This window comes from Bacillus sp. FJAT-45350 (assembly GCF_002335805.1).
Lineage (GTDB): Bacteria > Bacillota > Bacilli > Bacillales > NISU01 > FJAT-45350.
The window spans coordinates 880,372-895,551 of the sequence record NZ_NISU01000001.1 but is presented as its reverse complement, the minus strand read 5'-3'; the positions used below and the strand labels follow the sequence as shown (position 1 = coordinate 895,551).

20 protein-coding genes are annotated in these 15,180 nt (G+C 34.7%); 6 read left to right on the top strand and 14 right to left on the bottom strand.

Annotation, left to right across the window (positions count from 1 at the left end; translation table 11 throughout):
* Positions 1-74: 74 nt before the first annotated feature.
* Both CD003_RS04500 and ku read right to left on the bottom strand, forming a co-directional pair.
* Positions 75-932: a polysaccharide deacetylase family protein gene (locus CD003_RS04500; RefSeq protein ID WP_257008172.1), complete on the bottom strand. Its 858-nt coding sequence runs from the start codon at positions 930-932 to the stop codon at positions 75-77.
* A gap of 173 nt (positions 933-1,105) precedes the next feature.
* Entirely contained in the window at positions 1,106-1,957 is an 852-nt protein-coding gene (gene ku / locus CD003_RS04495; RefSeq protein WP_096199685.1) for a non-homologous end joining protein Ku, read from the bottom strand.
* 119 nt (positions 1,958-2,076) lie between these two features.
* Between ku and CD003_RS04490 the strand changes: the two genes are divergently transcribed.
* Positions 2,077-3,915, top strand: a complete 1,839-nt coding sequence (locus CD003_RS04490) for a DNA ligase D (protein ID WP_257008171.1) — start codon at positions 2,077-2,079, stop codon at positions 3,913-3,915.
* A gap of 96 nt (positions 3,916-4,011) precedes the next feature.
* Here CD003_RS04490 and glcT read toward each other — a convergent pair whose 3' ends face one another.
* Both glcT and CD003_RS04480 read right to left on the bottom strand, forming a co-directional pair.
* Positions 4,012-4,857 carry a glucose PTS transporter transcription antiterminator GlcT gene (gene glcT, locus CD003_RS04485; RefSeq protein WP_096199684.1) on the bottom strand — a complete coding sequence of 282 codons (846 nt, stop codon included), beginning with the start codon at positions 4,855-4,857 and terminating at the stop codon, positions 4,012-4,014.
* Positions 4,858-4,945: 88 nt separating this feature from the next.
* On the bottom strand, positions 4,946-5,818 hold the full coding sequence (locus tag CD003_RS04480) for an FRG domain-containing protein (protein WP_096199683.1): 873 nt from the start codon (positions 5,816-5,818) through the stop codon (positions 4,946-4,948).
* Positions 5,819-5,968: 150 nt separating this feature from the next.
* Between CD003_RS04480 and CD003_RS04475 the strand changes: the two genes are divergently transcribed.
* The gene (locus CD003_RS04475) at positions 5,969-6,760 is read left to right on the top strand and encodes an HAD family hydrolase (RefSeq protein WP_096199682.1); all 792 of its coding nucleotides are present in this window, start codon (positions 5,969-5,971) and stop codon (positions 6,758-6,760) included.
* A 58-nt stretch (positions 6,761-6,818) separates the two neighbouring features.
* Here CD003_RS04475 and CD003_RS21710 read toward each other — a convergent pair whose 3' ends face one another.
* Both CD003_RS21710 and CD003_RS21705 read right to left on the bottom strand, forming a co-directional pair.
* Positions 6,819-6,965, bottom strand: a complete 147-nt coding sequence (locus CD003_RS21710) for a hypothetical protein (protein WP_179295428.1) — start codon at positions 6,963-6,965, stop codon at positions 6,819-6,821.
* 130 nt (positions 6,966-7,095) lie between these two features.
* On the bottom strand, positions 7,096-7,233 hold the full coding sequence (locus tag CD003_RS21705; RefSeq protein ID WP_179295363.1) for a hypothetical protein: 138 nt from the start codon (positions 7,231-7,233) through the stop codon (positions 7,096-7,098).
* 105 nt (positions 7,234-7,338) lie between these two features.
* On the opposite strand from CD003_RS21705, the gene CD003_RS04470 reads away from it, so the two are divergent.
* Both CD003_RS04470 and CD003_RS04465 read left to right on the top strand, forming a co-directional pair.
* Entirely contained in the window at positions 7,339-7,578 is a 240-nt protein-coding gene (locus CD003_RS04470; RefSeq protein WP_096199681.1) for a DNA alkylation repair protein, read from the top strand.
* Positions 7,579-7,735: 157 nt separating this feature from the next.
* Positions 7,736-8,968, top strand: coding sequence for an aminopeptidase (locus CD003_RS04465; RefSeq protein WP_096199680.1), 1,233 nt, complete (start codon positions 7,736-7,738; stop codon positions 8,966-8,968).
* Between the two features lie 97 nt (positions 8,969-9,065).
* Here the strand turns inward: CD003_RS04465 and CD003_RS21700 are convergent, their stop codons facing one another.
* The 5 genes from CD003_RS21700 to CD003_RS04445 all read right to left on the bottom strand — a co-directional run bounded on the left by CD003_RS21700 (position 9,066) and on the right by CD003_RS04445 (position 13,002).
* Positions 9,066-9,218, bottom strand: coding sequence for a hypothetical protein (locus CD003_RS21700; RefSeq protein ID WP_179295427.1), 153 nt, complete (start codon positions 9,216-9,218; stop codon positions 9,066-9,068).
* A gap of 419 nt (positions 9,219-9,637) precedes the next feature.
* Positions 9,638-10,795, bottom strand: coding sequence for an alpha/beta hydrolase (locus CD003_RS04460; RefSeq protein WP_306453938.1), 1,158 nt, complete (start codon positions 10,793-10,795; stop codon positions 9,638-9,640).
* A 241-nt stretch (positions 10,796-11,036) separates the two neighbouring features.
* Entirely contained in the window at positions 11,037-11,564 is a 528-nt protein-coding gene (msrA, locus tag CD003_RS04455) for a peptide-methionine (S)-S-oxide reductase MsrA (protein ID WP_096199679.1), read from the bottom strand.
* A 1-nt stretch (position 11,565) separates the two neighbouring features.
* A complete protein-coding gene (uvsE, locus tag CD003_RS04450; RefSeq protein ID WP_096199678.1) occupies positions 11,566-12,462 on the bottom strand; it encodes a UV DNA damage repair endonuclease UvsE in 897 nt (298 codons plus the stop codon).
* Positions 12,463-12,669: 207 nt separating this feature from the next.
* The gene (locus CD003_RS04445) at positions 12,670-13,002 is read right to left on the bottom strand and encodes a hypothetical protein (RefSeq protein WP_096199677.1); all 333 of its coding nucleotides are present in this window, start codon (positions 13,000-13,002) and stop codon (positions 12,670-12,672) included.
* A 127-nt stretch (positions 13,003-13,129) separates the two neighbouring features.
* On the opposite strand from CD003_RS04445, the gene CD003_RS04440 reads away from it, so the two are divergent.
* Both CD003_RS04440 and CD003_RS04435 read left to right on the top strand, forming a co-directional pair.
* Positions 13,130-13,381 (top strand): hypothetical protein, encoded by a 252-nt coding sequence (locus CD003_RS04440; RefSeq protein ID WP_096199676.1) that lies wholly within the window; start codon positions 13,130-13,132, stop codon positions 13,379-13,381.
* Positions 13,382-13,496: 115 nt separating this feature from the next.
* Positions 13,497-13,733: a YuzF family protein gene (locus CD003_RS04435; RefSeq protein WP_096199675.1), complete on the top strand. Its 237-nt coding sequence runs from the start codon at positions 13,497-13,499 to the stop codon at positions 13,731-13,733.
* A 114-nt stretch (positions 13,734-13,847) separates the two neighbouring features.
* Here CD003_RS04435 and CD003_RS04430 read toward each other — a convergent pair whose 3' ends face one another.
* The 3 genes from CD003_RS04430 to CD003_RS04420 form a co-directional block, all read right to left on the bottom strand.
* Positions 13,848-14,129 (bottom strand): HesB/YadR/YfhF family protein, encoded by a 282-nt coding sequence (locus CD003_RS04430; RefSeq protein WP_257008347.1) that lies wholly within the window; start codon positions 14,127-14,129, stop codon positions 13,848-13,850.
* A gap of 184 nt (positions 14,130-14,313) precedes the next feature.
* The gene (locus CD003_RS04425; protein WP_096199673.1) at positions 14,314-14,508 is read right to left on the bottom strand and encodes a hypothetical protein; all 195 of its coding nucleotides are present in this window, start codon (positions 14,506-14,508) and stop codon (positions 14,314-14,316) included.
* Between the two features lie 32 nt (positions 14,509-14,540).
* Entirely contained in the window at positions 14,541-15,179 is a 639-nt protein-coding gene (locus tag CD003_RS04420) for a hypothetical protein (protein ID WP_096199672.1), read from the bottom strand.
* Position 15,180: the final 1 nt, after the last annotated feature.

Genomic DNA, 15,180 nt, shown 5'->3' with positions numbered 1-15,180 from the left:
CAGATAATTTTTCAAATGGCTAGAGTTAACAATGTTATGTGTGACTTATTCAACTGTTCTTGCCATCAATTTATTTACTCTAAATCATATCCATCCAGTGTTACAAATTCAAAACCTTTTTCCCGTAACAAAGGTATTGCCATCATAACCCCTTCTCTCGTTCCACTTTGAGGTTGGTTCATATGTAGTAAAGCAATCGAACCCTTATTTGCAGACAATAATGCTTCCCGTACTTGCTCTGCTGTGAAAGTTGCTCCTGCATCACCTAAGACATCAAAATTCACAACCTGTAAGCCCATATCTTCTACAATCTGTACTGAAATATCATCATAAAATGCTGTACCTGATCTAAACAAGGTAGGAGCCCGTCCTGTTAATCTTTCAATCTCCAATTGATTTCCAATGACTTCATTGTATACATCCTCAGGTGAATTAGTGCCTTTTATTCCCCATGCCGCTTGTCCATTTACTGATAAAGGTAGATGGTCTGTACCATGATTCTCGATCTGAAATAAAGAATTATTGGTTAATTTCAAAAACTGTTCCCTATTTTCATCAATCCACCGTTTATTAATAAACAATGTTGCCGGGACTTCTTCTTCAATTAAGAAGTTAATTAGCTCTTCATCAAATCCGCTCCCGTACCTTCCTCCACAAGCATCAAACGTTAGAGCTATAATCTCCTTATCTGTTTTTATTTTTCTTTTGACACCAGAAACATTCTCCCCCCACTCATTTGGGCTACGACTATATTGGTCAAAATCCTTCACTTCATTATCAGTAACTTCCTCTATTTCATCGTCCTCTTTTTGTTGCACCTCTTCTTTCACATGTTCAGATTCGTTTGTTTCCTCTACTACATCTTCATTTATGCATCCAAACATTAGGAAGCTGATTATCACACTTATCCAAAAAAAACCACACTTTCTCACTCTATCACCCCTTTCTTATTTTATTTTAAAATAGATTACTAAGAAAGAGTCCAATCATTCTTGGTAAGAAAAGAAAGATTCGCGTTAATACCGATAATGATAATAACGCGAACCTCTTTTAAGAAAGATGTAACTAGTTCCTTGAACAATGACTTTCTCTGACCCATTAAAGATTATGCATTCTTCCTAACTTTAGTCGCAGTAGCTGAAGTTGTTTTCTTTTTCCCTTTCGTTGGTGCTTTCTTCTTTTTCGTCTTATCGATTGAGGCTTGAAGGGCTGACATTAAATCAGTAACATTTGATTTAGGTTCATCTGGCTTTGCTTCTGCTGTGACTGTATTTTCGCTAGCTATCTTCTCTTCAATTAACTCCATTAGTGCTGTTCTGTATTCGTCTTGGAATTTATCAGGGTTAAAGGTTGTTGTTAATTGTTCAATTAATGTTTTCGCAGTATCAAGCTCTTTATCAGTTATGTTATCCTCACTTGGAATACTTGGTACGTCAGCGACACTTCGAACTTCATCTGGATAATGAATCGTTTCCATGACAAGTGTGTTTTGATATACGCGAATCACTGCCAAGTGCTCCTTAGATCGAATAATGATTTTCGCTAAGCCAATTTTCCCGCTATCTTCTAATGCCTTTCGTAATAAAGAATATGCTTTTGAACCACCATCATTTGGTGACATAAAATAGCTTCTATCAAAGAAGATTGGGTCAATTTCTTCAAGCATAACAAAGTCAATAATTTCTACTGATTTATCTTCATTCTCTTTCTTTAATTCCTCAAGATCCTCTTCATCTAAAACAACAAATTTATTTTTTGCGTATTCGTATGCTTTCACGATATCCTCATTTGTTACTTCTTTTCCACAGCCAGGGCAAGTTTTTTCATATTGAATTGGCGTTTTGCATTCTTTATGAAGATTTCGTAGCTTTACGTCTTTGTTTTCTGTTGCTGCATGTAATTTTATCGGAATACTTACTAATCCAAAGCTAATATTCCCTTTCCACATCGTGTGCATGAAATCACCTTTTTCATTATGGTATATACCTTAATTTGATAATCAAAGCTGCTTTTTATACTAATCCTACTTATTTGGGAATGCTAAAGGCAGATAAATGAATGAAAGGTCTGAAGTAAATGTTGAAGCCGATGTTACCAACCCTATCTACTGAAAAGCCTAAAGGGGACAACTGGTTATATGAAGTAAAATACGATGGTTATCGCTGTTTATTACACTGGACAAACGAAGAAATTCAATTAATTAGCCGCAATGGTCGTAGCTTAAATGAACAATTCCCAGAAGTCATTTCCTTTTGTCATTCAATACAACCAACCATTCAAGCCACACTGCCTTTACTTTGTGACGGTGAAATAGTTCAACTAGAAAATAGCTTTAAGAGTAGCTTTGAAATCATGCAAAAGCGTGGACGTTTACGTAAAAAAGAAACCATTCTACAAATGACAAAGGAGAAACCTTGTCACTTACTCCTATTCGATTTACTAACAATTAAAGGAGACACGATAACAGGTGAACCATATAGTATTAGAAAGAAGAGGTTAAAGGATTGGTTTGAAGATAATAATCTAAACACAACAAAAGTTGATACTTCAACAACACAAACCTTACAATATATAAATTCTTATCCTAACTATGAAGACATATGGAAAAAAGTGAAAAAGCATGATGGGGAAGGTTTACTAGCTAAACAAAAAGATAGTACATGGGAAAAAGGGAAACGAACACAACAATGGCTCAAACTTAAAAATTATAAAAAAATTACCTGCTTTATTACGGGTTATGATACAAAAAATGGTTTCTTTCATGTAGCCGTTTACCAACATAATAAAGAAGTTGAAATCGGCTTATTTAAGCATGGTTTGAAGGAAACAGAACGAAAAGTTCTTCTTGATATTATAAGAAAAAATGAAGTCCAAACGAGGAAAGAATATATTGAAATACCCGCTGGCATTTGTGTAGACATAAAATGCTTAGAACTATATCAAGGGCAACTAAGGGAACCTTTTTTTGAACAATTTCGATTTGACCTTACTGCAGAAGATTGTACGTGGGATAAGCTCCTTCTTGATTTGAAACCAATTATTCATGAAGAAGTAACAGTAACGAATCCACAAAAAATATTATGGAGCTCAATTAATTGGTCAAAACAAGACTACCTTTCCTATCTACAGCAAGTATCACCCTATATGATGCCGTTTTTAAAAGAGAGGCTACTAACTGTTATTCGATATCCAAATGGGATAGATAAAGAAGCATTTTATCAAAAAAATTGCCCTGATTACGCCCCTGAATTTGTAGAAACTGAGCAATCAGATGATATAGATTATATTGTCACTAATACTATTGAAACATTACTGTGGCTAGGTAACCAAGCTGCTATTGAATTTCATATACCCTTTCAAACGAGATATTCAAAGGGACCATCTGAAATTGTCTTTGACCTTGATCCACCATCTAGAAAAGAATTTTCATATGCTGTCAGAGCAGCCCAACTAATAAAAGAAGTCGTTGATGGATTAAACCTTTCCTCTTTCGTAAAAACATCAGGAAATAAAGGAATTCAGGTTTATTTACCTCTTCCTGAAAATGAGTTTTCGTTTGACGACACAAGAAAATTCACAAGCTTTGTTGCAGATTACTTAATTTCTAAAGAACCTGATTTATTTACAACTGAACGTTTGAAAAAGAAGCGTGGAAATCGCTTGTATATTGATTACATTCAACACGGTGAAGGAAAAACCATTATTTCTCCTTATTCTGCTAGGGGAAACAAGGAAGCTTTAGTAGCAACTCCATTGTTTTGGGAGGAAGTGAATGAGGATCTTCGCCCTGAACGATTTCCAATCACTAGTATTTTAAAACGAATTGAAGAAAGAGGCTGTCCATTGTCCACGTACTTTCTGGAAAAAGAAAGACAGCCCTTCAAACCAATTCTAGAGTTTCTTTCAAAAAAATAATTATCGATTGAGAGGCTGTCTTAAGAACCTAGTACCTACTAAGGCAGTCCTCTTACACTATCCCAATCTTTTCGTTCTTCACTTCAATTGTTTGACTTACTTATTTTTATTTGAAAGCCTTTGCAGATGAAGTGTTAAGTAGACTGCCTCCGATTCGTCAACTGGTGTCTTTATCCCTTGCTGTATAACGTTGATTACTTTCAATGCAACACTATAGCATAGAGGATATTCCTCTTGCACTACATCTAACAATTTTTTAGATTGATCTACTTTTTCTTCAGTTTTTGCCCGTTCAATTGTAAAGGTTAAGTGACGTACTAACCTCAAATAATCGATTTTCTCTTTATCAATCGTAATAGAAAGTCCTTTTTCAATGACAGTAATTAATTCATGAATTAGCCGTGAATGGTGGCTTACTTCAGAAATACTTTTACTAGAAGTAGCACTATGTATATGTAATGCAATGAAACCAATTTCTGCTTCTGGAAGAGTGACCTTACTTTGTTCATTAATCATCTTTACAACATCTGTAGCAATTCTGTATTCTTCTGGATACAGCGTTTTTGTTTCTAATAAAAATGGATTTTGGAGTTCAAGTCCTTCTTTTATTCGTTTCATCGCAAATGCGATATGGTCTGAAAGGGCAATATGAATATGCTCCCCTACCTCGTTTTCCAATTTCGATTGAATAAAGTAGACAATATCGTTCATCAATCCAATAAATTCTTCATCTAGAAAAGGTAGTAACTTCTTGTATTGCTCTTGCTCTTTCTTGTCTTGTAATATAAAAATCTTTTCAACTACAGAAGCATCTATTGGGTCTCCAACCTTTTTTCCAAATCCAATACCCTTATCAATTAGGACAGATTCTTTTCTGAAAAAATTCTGTGCGATGACAACATTATTATTTAATACCTTCTTTATCTTTAATTCCTTTTTCATAAGGGGAACACCCCTCCCTTAAGTAAACATCAGAAAAACATAGTATCTCAATCATACTATACTGTCAATGTATGCACATCCAATAGCTCTATAGTTTATACGTATCTTCATCTTCAGACCACTCTCTAACCCCACCGCCCGTCTCACGATAATAAGTAGTTTCATGATACTTCTCATCTACTTCCTTCTTTATCATGTCTTCAGTAGTCCATTGATTTACAAAGGTTGCTAAACCGTCTAAATCCGGGAACAATGCAAAGTTATTTACACCACTTAATTCAAGGAACATGGCAATGTCATTTTTTATTTCAGGGGATAGTTTTATATGCTTTAATACTTTTTCCTTCATCAAAATCTGTTCCCCTTCAATTTCTAATCCTTCTTTTGTGTTTCCTTGCATCGTAAAAAAGCCCTTTTGGAACACACTCCTCGTCGTATTCATATATGGACTTAATGCAACGGTTTTTTTATATTCATTTCTTTTATCTAAAAATGAGCTTTCCCTCGGCATACTAATTAGTTCTGTTGTGTTATGAAAAATTTTATTAAGGCGATGTGGATCTAGGAGCCATATACTGCATTCGTTTTCACCGTCCCAACCCTTTGTCGCAAAATACAGTGCAACTGCAAAGGATTCCGACCAATCAAGTAATCTCGTCTTGACGCCGTAATGCCTCATTAAATATAATAGCTCCCATTGATTTACTGTTTTATGTAGATCGAAGCCATTTTCCATAAACCGTTTATAGCTTATCTCTTCCCACTCTAGTATTTGTTCTAGAGGATAATTGAATCGAAATAAGCTTGAAACAAGGCAATAGGAATGACCATTATCTACTCCATTATTATTTTGTCCACGATACCATACACATCTGCTTCTCTTAGAAAAAAAAGTTACTTCCTCTAGAATTTTCATCCACTTTTCTGAGAAAAAATGATCACTTATATTTATACCTTTCACACAATCCGCTCCCAATTCGAAAAAATATGTACTACTACTTTTTCCATTTGATTCATAATCATGCTAAAGTTTTTAAAACAAATCGTCTTTCTTCTTGTAAATTATGATAAAATAGTGTCAAAAAAGTATGAATAGTTAGGATGGGAGAAAATGATGAAAGCAGTAGTTTTTGATTTAGATGATACACTATTATGGGATAAGAAAAGTGTTAAAGAAGCATTTGTCCTTACTTGCCAAGCAGCAACTGACAAATATGATGTAAACCCCGATGAATTAGAGGAAGCGGTTCGAGAAGCAGCACGTGAATTATACGCATCATATGAAACATATGAATTTACGAAAATGATCGGTATAAACCCATTCGAAGGTTTATGGGGAGACTTTACTGATAAAATCGATAAAAGCTTCCGTGCAATGAAAGAAATTGTCCCTACATATCGTAAAGAAGCATGGACAATAGGTTTACAGAAGTTAGGAATCGATGATCCTGCGTACGGTGCTGAGCTAGGAGAGCTATTCCCTGCAAACCGTAGAAAAAGTCCTTTCGTATACGAAGATACATTCAAAGTCTTAGACGAGCTAAAGAAAGACTATCAGCTCGTATTATTGACGAATGGTTCTCCTTCGTTACAAAATGAAAAGCTAGATATGACACCAGAACTAGTACCATATTTTGATTACATTGTTGTCTCTGGTGCATATGGTAGAGGTAAACCCGACCCATCTATCTTTGAGCATGTCCTTACATTAGTCGATGCTACAAAAGAAGAATCAATAATGGTTGGTGACAATCTCCATACTGACATTCTAGGTTCTAATCGAATTGGAATGAATAATGTTTGGATTAACCGTGATGGTAAACAGATTGTTGATGATATTCAACCAAGCTATGAAATCAAGGAATTAACTGAATTACCTGCTTTACTACAACAGCTTAAATAAATGTTTATATATTTACTTAAAGGTCACATAAAAGTCAGTACTTTTATGTGACCTTTTTTTACTCATCGCCCAAGTCTTCATACATTTCCTCTGCTTCATCTGACTCAGGGAACCCAGGGTTAACTTCATCCTCCTCATCTACACATCCAGTTAATATTGTTGCTACAAACAAAGTTGTTATTGTATAAAATAATGCTTTTTTCAATGAAAAGACCTCCTATATCTCTAATTTCTTCATTACTTTTCAGTACCCATTCGATGAGACTTGTACACATTATTTTTAAAAAATATACAACAAAACGGGTACTTTGCTTTGTTGTATACTTTACAATCGTTTACCCACCTTTTACATCCTCATTATCTTGAATCTTATCCCAGTAATAAACTTGTGGTAATTGCTTTATAAACATATATTCTCTTATGAGTGAAACGGTTAAAAATCCGACAAGTTGCAAATCAAGTCCTTTAATCATAGTAACCCCTCCTCAATTATTTATATGGGCAAGGGAATTTGTCTAATTCACAAAGGATAAACTACCCCTATAACTGTATACACTAAAATAAGGAGGTGTTTTGAAATGGCTGGAGCTTATTGCTGCCCTAACTGCAAAACTAACCGAACAAGATTTAATATTATTCAACAACAGGCTTCCTCGGTAAAGTTAAACCCACAAACTGGTGAAGTTGTTGAAGACTATTCGAACAAACAATTAGACCCCTTTCATTTACCTTACCGTGGTCCAGAGCTTAAAGTTCAATGTGGTGCATGTGGTGTGGTAGAAGATGAGATTAGATACGTCTCACAAGGACGTAATTAATTATTTAAGTGGACAGGTGTTATTTTCCTTTCACCTGTTCATTTTCAATTCATAAAAAAGCTCTGATTAACATTATATAGAAGGCTATCATTTTTGTTACATGGACAAAACTGTTAAAATAAACAGGAAAATCTGATACATAGAGAGAGGGAAAGTAATGAGCCAATTTGAACAAAATCTTGAAAAATATGCTGAGCTTGCTGTTAAGGTAGGCGTAAATATTCAAAAAGACCAAACGTTAGTTGTAAATGCTCCTTTGGCTGCAGTTGATTTTGTACGAAAAGTAGCAAAAAAAGCGTATGAAGCTGGTGCTAAAAACGTCCATGTGGAATGGAACGATGAGCAACTTGCTCTTATTAAATATGAAAATGCCCCTTTTGACGCATTCAAGGAGTTTCCACAATGGAAAGCGAAGGGATACGAAGAATTAGCTGAACAAGGAGCTGCTTTTCTTAGCATTTCGGCTTCTAACCCAGACTTATTAAAAGGTGTAGATCCTGAGCGAATTTCAACAGCGAATAAAACACAAGGAGAAGCTATGGAAGGCTTCCGTTCATTTATCCAAGCAGATAAAGTAAGCTGGACCGTCCTTTCCGTACCTACAAAAGAATGGGCAGCAAAAGTATTCCCTAATGCTCCTGAAGAAGAACAAGTAGAGAATTTATGGAAAGCCATTTTCCAAGCAACAAGAGTCGATAAGGCAGACCCTGTAAATGAATGGACAGAACATAGTAAGGTACTATCAGAAAAAGTTAATTTCTTAAATGAAAAAAAATACAAAACATTACATTACAAAGCACCAGGAACTGATTTAACAATCGACTTACCGAAAAAACATATTTGGGCTGGCGGCGGTAGTGATAATGAAAAGGGTACGCATTTCGTAGCTAATATGCCTACTGAAGAAGTATTTACGACTCCCCTAAAAGAAGGGGTAAACGGTGTAGTAAGCAGTACTAAGCCACTTAATTATGGTGGAAACGTCATTGAAAACTTTAGCCTAACATTTAAAGATGGAAAAGTTGTTGATTTTAGTGCTGAAGAAGGTTTTGAAACATTAAAGCGTTTAATTGAAACGGATGAAGGCTCTCATTATTTAGGAGAAGTCGCGTTAGTTCCTCATAACTCGCCTATTTCAAACTCAAATATTATTTTTTATAATACGCTTTTTGATGAAAATGCATCTAATCACTTAGCAATCGGAAATGCTTATGCATTCTGCATTGAAGGTGGAAAGACAATGAGTAAAGATGAATTAAAGAAAGAAGGCATTAACACAAGTATTACTCACGTTGATTTCATGATTGGCTCTGCTGAAATGAATATTGATGGTATCTTAGCGGATGGAACCGCTGAACCACTTTTCCGTAATGGGAACTGGTCAATATAAATCAAAACTAATCAAAACAATCACCTTATGATTTGTACATAAGGTGATTGTTTTTTTCTGGATGTCACAGTTTTTATGATACTCTGTGACATCCTTTTTAGCTTTGATAACTATCGACTATCATTTCTGCGATTGACTTATAAAATTCTTTCGATTTATCACTTAACGGCTCAGTAATAGATTCTGTTACGTCAATTGAGCAGAAGTCACACTCTGATGTATGAAATGTTTTATGTCCCTCAACTACCAACTCAATTCCCCCTTCACTTTTTTATAGTATAGTCACCCTACTTATAAAAATGCGAAGAAAGTTAATTAATTTGTTAAAAAAATAAAAAGCCCCTCCAATTGGCGGAAAGGCTTGTCCTACTATATATTACTCAGCTTTATCTGAGAACTTGTATAAATAAATAGACATAACGATTGCAATTGACATTGCTAACCCTGAAAATCCGATAATTGCACTTAACTCAAGTAAACCCATGTAAACTTCCCCCTTGATAAATGTAGTTTATACTATAATCATAGTATCATAGGTTTTAACATTAGTTTCGGTATAAATGTGACAAATCTTTGATATTTTTCGAACCAATCACCCTGTATATGATAATCCCACTGAAAAAGTGAAAACCATACTTTTTCAGTAGGAGCATATATAATTTACACTACTTACCTAAAAGAAAATAATGAAAACGTTTCTTTCCCAAGTAAAAATGCAGCAAACGCATACGCTTCTAAATCATCACGATACGTTTCTTTACTTCTCGGTACATCCATTACTGTTAATTCAAACGGTTTATACTCAATCCCATCTGCAAAAGCATCATTTATAAAAGAGACTGACTCTTTTAAGCTGTGCTTACCTGAATACAATACCTCGTAAAATGAAACAAAAGCATGCATAACTCCTTCGTAACGGACGGCTCTAACTGGAACTCCTGATTTAGCTAATCGCTCAGCGTACGCCTCTCCTTCGTCTCTTAACGGGTCAAATTCAGCTGTAACAATATATGCAGGAGGTAAATTTGTTAGGTCTTCAGAAAGCAAAGGTGACGTATATGGACTTAGCCACATTGTTTCTTCCGGTGTATACTTCTCCCTAGCAATTTCCATCACACGTCTGGATAGTAAATAGTAACCACTGTCGTATAAATTTCTAGATTCTAATTCGACATCATCAAATGTTGTTAATGGATAAAAAAGCACTTGTGCCATTAAATCAGGACCATTTCGGTCTCTTGCCATAGCTGAAACAACAGTGGCTATATTCCCTCCAGAACTATCTCCTACAACAGCAATTTTGCTTGTATCCCCATGAATTGATTCACCATTTTCATATGCCCAATGTAGTGCATCATAACTATCCTCTATAGCAGTTGGAAACACATGCTCAGGTGCTAAACGATAACCAACTGAAATGACAACGCTTTTTGTTTGTTTCGCTAAAAAGCGAGTAATATTATCATGTGTATCTATATTCCCATACCCTTCCATAAAAGCACCACCATGATAATAGAGAATAATTGGGTATGGCCCTTCACCTTTAGGGCGATGTATTCTTGCTGGAATTTCAGTACCATCTGAAACTGGAATTGTTAAGTTTTCACGCACAATTGTTGATTTGCCGCTTTTTGAACTAATAAAACTCGGTATTTCAATATCTAACGCAACAAGATTATTATTTACTGCATGTAACAATACGGCTGTCTTTGGGGGAAGCTTGCCATTATTAGTAGTCGCCCAACTATCAACAGCGATATAAAGAACAATACTAAATAATATAGTAATACCAAGAATAGAATAAAGAACTTTCTTCAATTTATTCAAGCTTAACAGCTCCCCTCTACATAACAAACATGTTATGACACCATTCTATCAAATTCTACGCAACTTATGGGTAATAAAATAAAAATGTGTACTATAAATTACTAGTAATTAGTGAAAATGTTACCTTATTGACATGAAATTTCTGCGCAGAGAAAAATGCATACAATGGCTTCAGCATGTTACATATAAATTTCGCTTATAAAAAAAGACCATGCTTAGTTTTGTACTAAGCCTAGTCTTATTAAACCCAATTCTTCTCAATAAATTCGTCTCTACCTGATTTTTTACGGTCTTCTTTATAATGCTCTGAATTCTTCTTATAGTAATCTTGGTGATAATCTTCAGCTGGATAAAAAGGTGTTGCTGGTAAAATCTTTGTTACGATTTCCTTTTTAAACCGACCACTCTCTTCTATTTCTTTCTTTGTTTTTTCTGCAAGCTGCCGTTGTTGTTCTGTATGATAAAAAATCGCTGTTCGGTACATAGGACCTCGGTCATGGAATTGACCATCTGGATCGGTTGGGTCTATTTGTGGCCAGTATAAAGAAAGTAATTTTTCATACGGAAACACTTCTGGATCGAAGGTTATTTGTACAACTTCGTAATGACCTGTCTCCCCACTTTTTACTTCTTTGTATGTTGGGTTTTCTACCGTACCTCCAGAATAACCAGAAAGTACTTCGATTATCCCCTCTTGTTCGTCGAAGGGCTTGACCATGCACCAGAAACAACCGCCTGCAAATGTTGCTTTTTCTACTCTTTCACTCATACTATTCCTCCGTATTCTCTATTCCCGCTGATTCTTTTCTCAAACTAAAAACAGCTTTTTCTTTTTGTTTTGCTTCCAACATAATATCACACTCTCTACTTCCAATAACCTTCAGAAGCTCATCAAAATCTTCTTTAAATACTATATCATGATGGGCTGTGTCTATTTTACTCCTTTTTCCAGAGCTTATATGTACTTTCGGTGTTCCAATTTCTTTCCACGACTCAAATACCTGTTCTACTAGGGTATCCAATTCTATTTCTTCAGTATGATTACAGTTATGATGATGAATATCAAAACAAATAGGAACTCCACATTCCTTATAGATACTTAGCACATCCTTTAAGTGAAAACTCTTATCATCATTTTCAAGTCTGAGCTTATTCTTTATTGAATCTGAAAGTTCATGATAAGTATGAATAAAACGTTTTTTCGCTTCCAGTTTGTCTCCATAAACTCCCCCAGTGTGAATTATCATGTCCGTTCCACCGACTAAATCTAATAATGTATCATGATATTCCAATTCCTTTATAGCCTTTTTTACAACTTCATCATTTTTGGAATTAATAATCGTATACTGACCTGGGTGTGCGCTAAGCCGCAAATGATATTTTTGTTTTTTCTCTCGTATAGCATTCGTTAGTTTTAGTACATCCTCATCGGCCCACCAATCCCATGTTAGAATTGGATGACTTCCAAAAGGGACAATATCACTGCTTAACCGAAAAAAATGGATATTATTTTCGATATTCCAATCAATTATCTTATTAACTTCTTGTAGATTATGAATCGTTAATTCTTTTACCTTCGTTAGCCCCTCTTTTTCTACTGTGGCAATACGACAGGTTCTCATCTTCGTTTGGAGCGTCACATTTAAACAAGCGTAGCCAATTTTCATACAATCTCACCTTTATCAAGATATTATAGGTTTATTGTATCCAATCAAGAAAGGAAAAACTATGAAAAGAATAAAACACATAAATGGATTTTAATTTTAAAATAGTTTATAGCTTCAAAAAAATAAAAAAAGCATACCCTAATATGGATACGCTTCATATGCAGTCATTCGATCTAATAAGCTAGTATACTTCTACAAATTGATCTATTAATTGTCTTCTTTATTAACTTCTTGTTCTTTCTTACTATCTTCATACCAATAATCCAATACTTTTGCATCTAGAACTTTCTTTTCTATATATGCAACTTGGCGTTCTGTAAAAGGGGTTTTCCAATTTATTTCTAATTCTTCCGCAAGGCTTACAACTGTAAGAAGTTCTTGCCAACCTGCATACCGCTTATACCAGAAAAACTGTGGCTGTTCATTCATGTATGGATACAAATCATCAAAGGCAGTGTGCTTACAATCTATCGTACGCTCAAAATTAACTTTTGCTTCAGTTAACTTCTCCTCAAAAAACTTATTAATATCTTTACTCATTCTTGTACCCTCCATTATAAAATAAATTCCCCTTATTGAATTATAGCATGATCTACAGAAAAAATTCATAGAAATATATACTACTAACTGAAATCAGTTTAAATCAGAAGCAATAGGGAGGTAAACGATGGAATTAGTTGATAACAGAAAAACCAAACTTACTAGTCATGGAGAATTCATTATCGATAAGCGAGGAAAGATTTTTGTCATTATTTACGAAGAAGACGTAAAATACCCTTACCATCTTGTTTGCTTACAACAATACTCAATAATTCAGAGCTTCGATTCGATACCTTCAAAGAAAGTAGTTGAAGAAGAAATCGGTAGTAAAATAGACGGAGTTTTCCCAAACAAAGCAGTTAAATTAACGATTGAATAGACAAGCAATTAATAAACCAATGCCTAATTTGGGCTTAATGTTTAGGTAAACGCCCAAACATTAACTAGTCAAACACATACAATGATTTTGTCTAGATTTAAAGGAGGCGTTTACTATGAGTTATCATCAACACCAACAAAGCCAACCAATGGTACCACAAATGTTTACAATGATTGACCCATATGTTTATCAAACATTGCAATCAGTCATGGGTCAAGACGCAGTAATTGAAACTGGTCGTGGAGGTATTCGAGGGAAAATTATGGATGTGAAGCCTGACCATGTAGTGCTTCAAACTAATACTGCAACATATTACATTCGAATTCAAGAAATTATTTGGGTTATGCAATAAGCAAAACCGTTTAACCTTGAACTACTCATTTGATTTTATTGTAAGAATTAATCCATCCAAAAAGGGTGATTCAGAAGGGAAAATATATACCTTCTAAATCACCCACTTTTTTATTTATTGTTCATGGAGAAACTCAATTTCTTCTTTTGTCTCGTCATAATTAATGGTTAAATTAACACCATCAAAATACCAAAGATCCTCTCTAGTAATATAGAAGGATACACCTTCAATGACTGATTCCACTTCCTTTTCACTAGATGTTTCTTTCATAATCCCTAATGAAAAGCCTTGCTGAAAGGAACCGCAGCCACCATAACGAACAAAAATACGAATTTCATTGCCTTTCTTTAGATTAAATTCGTTAAAAAACCATTTCTTCGCCTCTTCTGTTACCATAATATTCACTGTATACACCTCAAATTTCAATCGACTTAGCTACTGTAAGAGTTCCCTAACTATGCAATTTCTATCAAGATCATACACCAATAAATACAAAATAAAAAATAAAAACACTTAGAGCGTATTGAGGAACTAATTGCTAAAGCAACTAACTAACGTCCCAAGTGGAATATTGCAATTATTAGTAGTAGTTATTATTGATTGCACTTAAATATAAATTTAACGAGTCTTCAACTTCCCATTTGACTATCTGAATAAAATCATAATCCTTTTGTGTATGTGCTTTATCTAAGGCTTCATAATATGCTAAACGGTTTTCTACTTTGATAACAATCGGTGGGAATCCACCTTTCATCAGTTCTAAATTTAATAGCAAACGCGAGGTCATTAATCCAAAAAGTCAAACTATCATTCTGACCATGGTATTACGTCCTCTTCATCAATCATAAACATAGCATCAAACTTCTCTCCAAATACAAGCAATCCATGTTCCTCTCCTACACCTACCGTAACCTGAGCATGAACCTCTCGCGTTTCTGTGTTCCAAGCGAGCATTAAAGGGAAAATATCTTCTTCACCTTTTAGGTTCACAATATCCGTGTTGAAAGCAGCATAATAATAAATTTGATCGTTATGAAGAAATTGGTGAATACCTACATCACCTTCAAATGGAAAGGTATGTTCATTAATAGTCAATACGCCTTGACCATATCCTAGTAAAGTATCAGGAAAGCTTTCATGTAGCTCGCGATCCTTTATTTGAACTTCAATGTATCCCTCAGAAGCTTCTTCATTAACATCAAAGCCGAGCTTCTCCTTGTTCCAATCGATAAAACTTTTTAAATCCCTTTCCTCATCGATTGTTGCTAGTTCACTCTCTATATGTTTTTTTACCTCTTCAAAAAACTCTAAATTTAAAGTAGCTTCTAGCTCCCAAATTTCCTTATCTTGTGAAAATTCATTAAGTCCACTTTCATCATTTGTACACCCAGTTATAAGCATTACATAAGCGAATACGACTGGAAGTAAATAAAGTTTATTACTCATA

What these genes read in the sequence shown, in the direction of transcription:
- ku (WP_096199685.1), bottom strand. Translation starts at nt 1,957, where the DNA reads ATGCACACGATGTGGAAAGGGAATATTAGCTTTGGATTAGTAAGTATT.
- CD003_RS04490 (WP_257008171.1), top strand. Translation starts at nt 2,077, where the DNA reads ATGTTGAAGCCGATGTTACCAACCCTATCTACTGAAAAGCCTAAAGGG.
- glcT (WP_096199684.1), bottom strand. Translation starts at nt 4,857, where the DNA reads ATGAAAAAGGAATTAAAGATAAAGAAGGTATTAAATAATAATGTTGTC.
- CD003_RS04475 (WP_096199682.1), top strand. Translation starts at nt 5,969, where the DNA reads ATGATGAAAGCAGTAGTTTTTGATTTAGATGATACACTATTATGGGAT.
- CD003_RS21705 (WP_179295363.1), bottom strand. Translation starts at nt 7,233, where the DNA reads ATGATTAAAGGACTTGATTTGCAACTTGTCGGATTTTTAACCGTTTCA.
- CD003_RS04470 (WP_096199681.1), top strand. Translation starts at nt 7,339, where the DNA reads ATGGCTGGAGCTTATTGCTGCCCTAACTGCAAAACTAACCGAACAAGA.
- CD003_RS04465 (WP_096199680.1), top strand. Translation starts at nt 7,736, where the DNA reads ATGAGCCAATTTGAACAAAATCTTGAAAAATATGCTGAGCTTGCTGTT.
- msrA (WP_096199679.1), bottom strand. Translation starts at nt 11,564, where the DNA reads ATGAGTGAAAGAGTAGAAAAAGCAACATTTGCAGGCGGTTGTTTCTGG.
- uvsE (WP_096199678.1), bottom strand. Translation starts at nt 12,462, where the DNA reads ATGAAAATTGGCTACGCTTGTTTAAATGTGACGCTCCAAACGAAGATG.
- CD003_RS04445 (WP_096199677.1), bottom strand. Translation starts at nt 13,002, where the DNA reads ATGAGTAAAGATATTAATAAGTTTTTTGAGGAGAAGTTAACTGAAGCA.
- CD003_RS04440 (WP_096199676.1), top strand. Translation starts at nt 13,130, where the DNA reads ATGGAATTAGTTGATAACAGAAAAACCAAACTTACTAGTCATGGAGAA.
- CD003_RS04435 (WP_096199675.1), top strand. Translation starts at nt 13,497, where the DNA reads ATGAGTTATCATCAACACCAACAAAGCCAACCAATGGTACCACAAATG.
- CD003_RS04430 (WP_257008347.1), bottom strand. Translation starts at nt 14,129, where the DNA reads ATGGTAACAGAAGAGGCGAAGAAATGGTTTTTTAACGAATTTAATCTA.
- CD003_RS04420 (WP_096199672.1), bottom strand. Translation starts at nt 15,179, where the DNA reads ATGAGTAATAAACTTTATTTACTTCCAGTCGTATTCGCTTATGTAATG.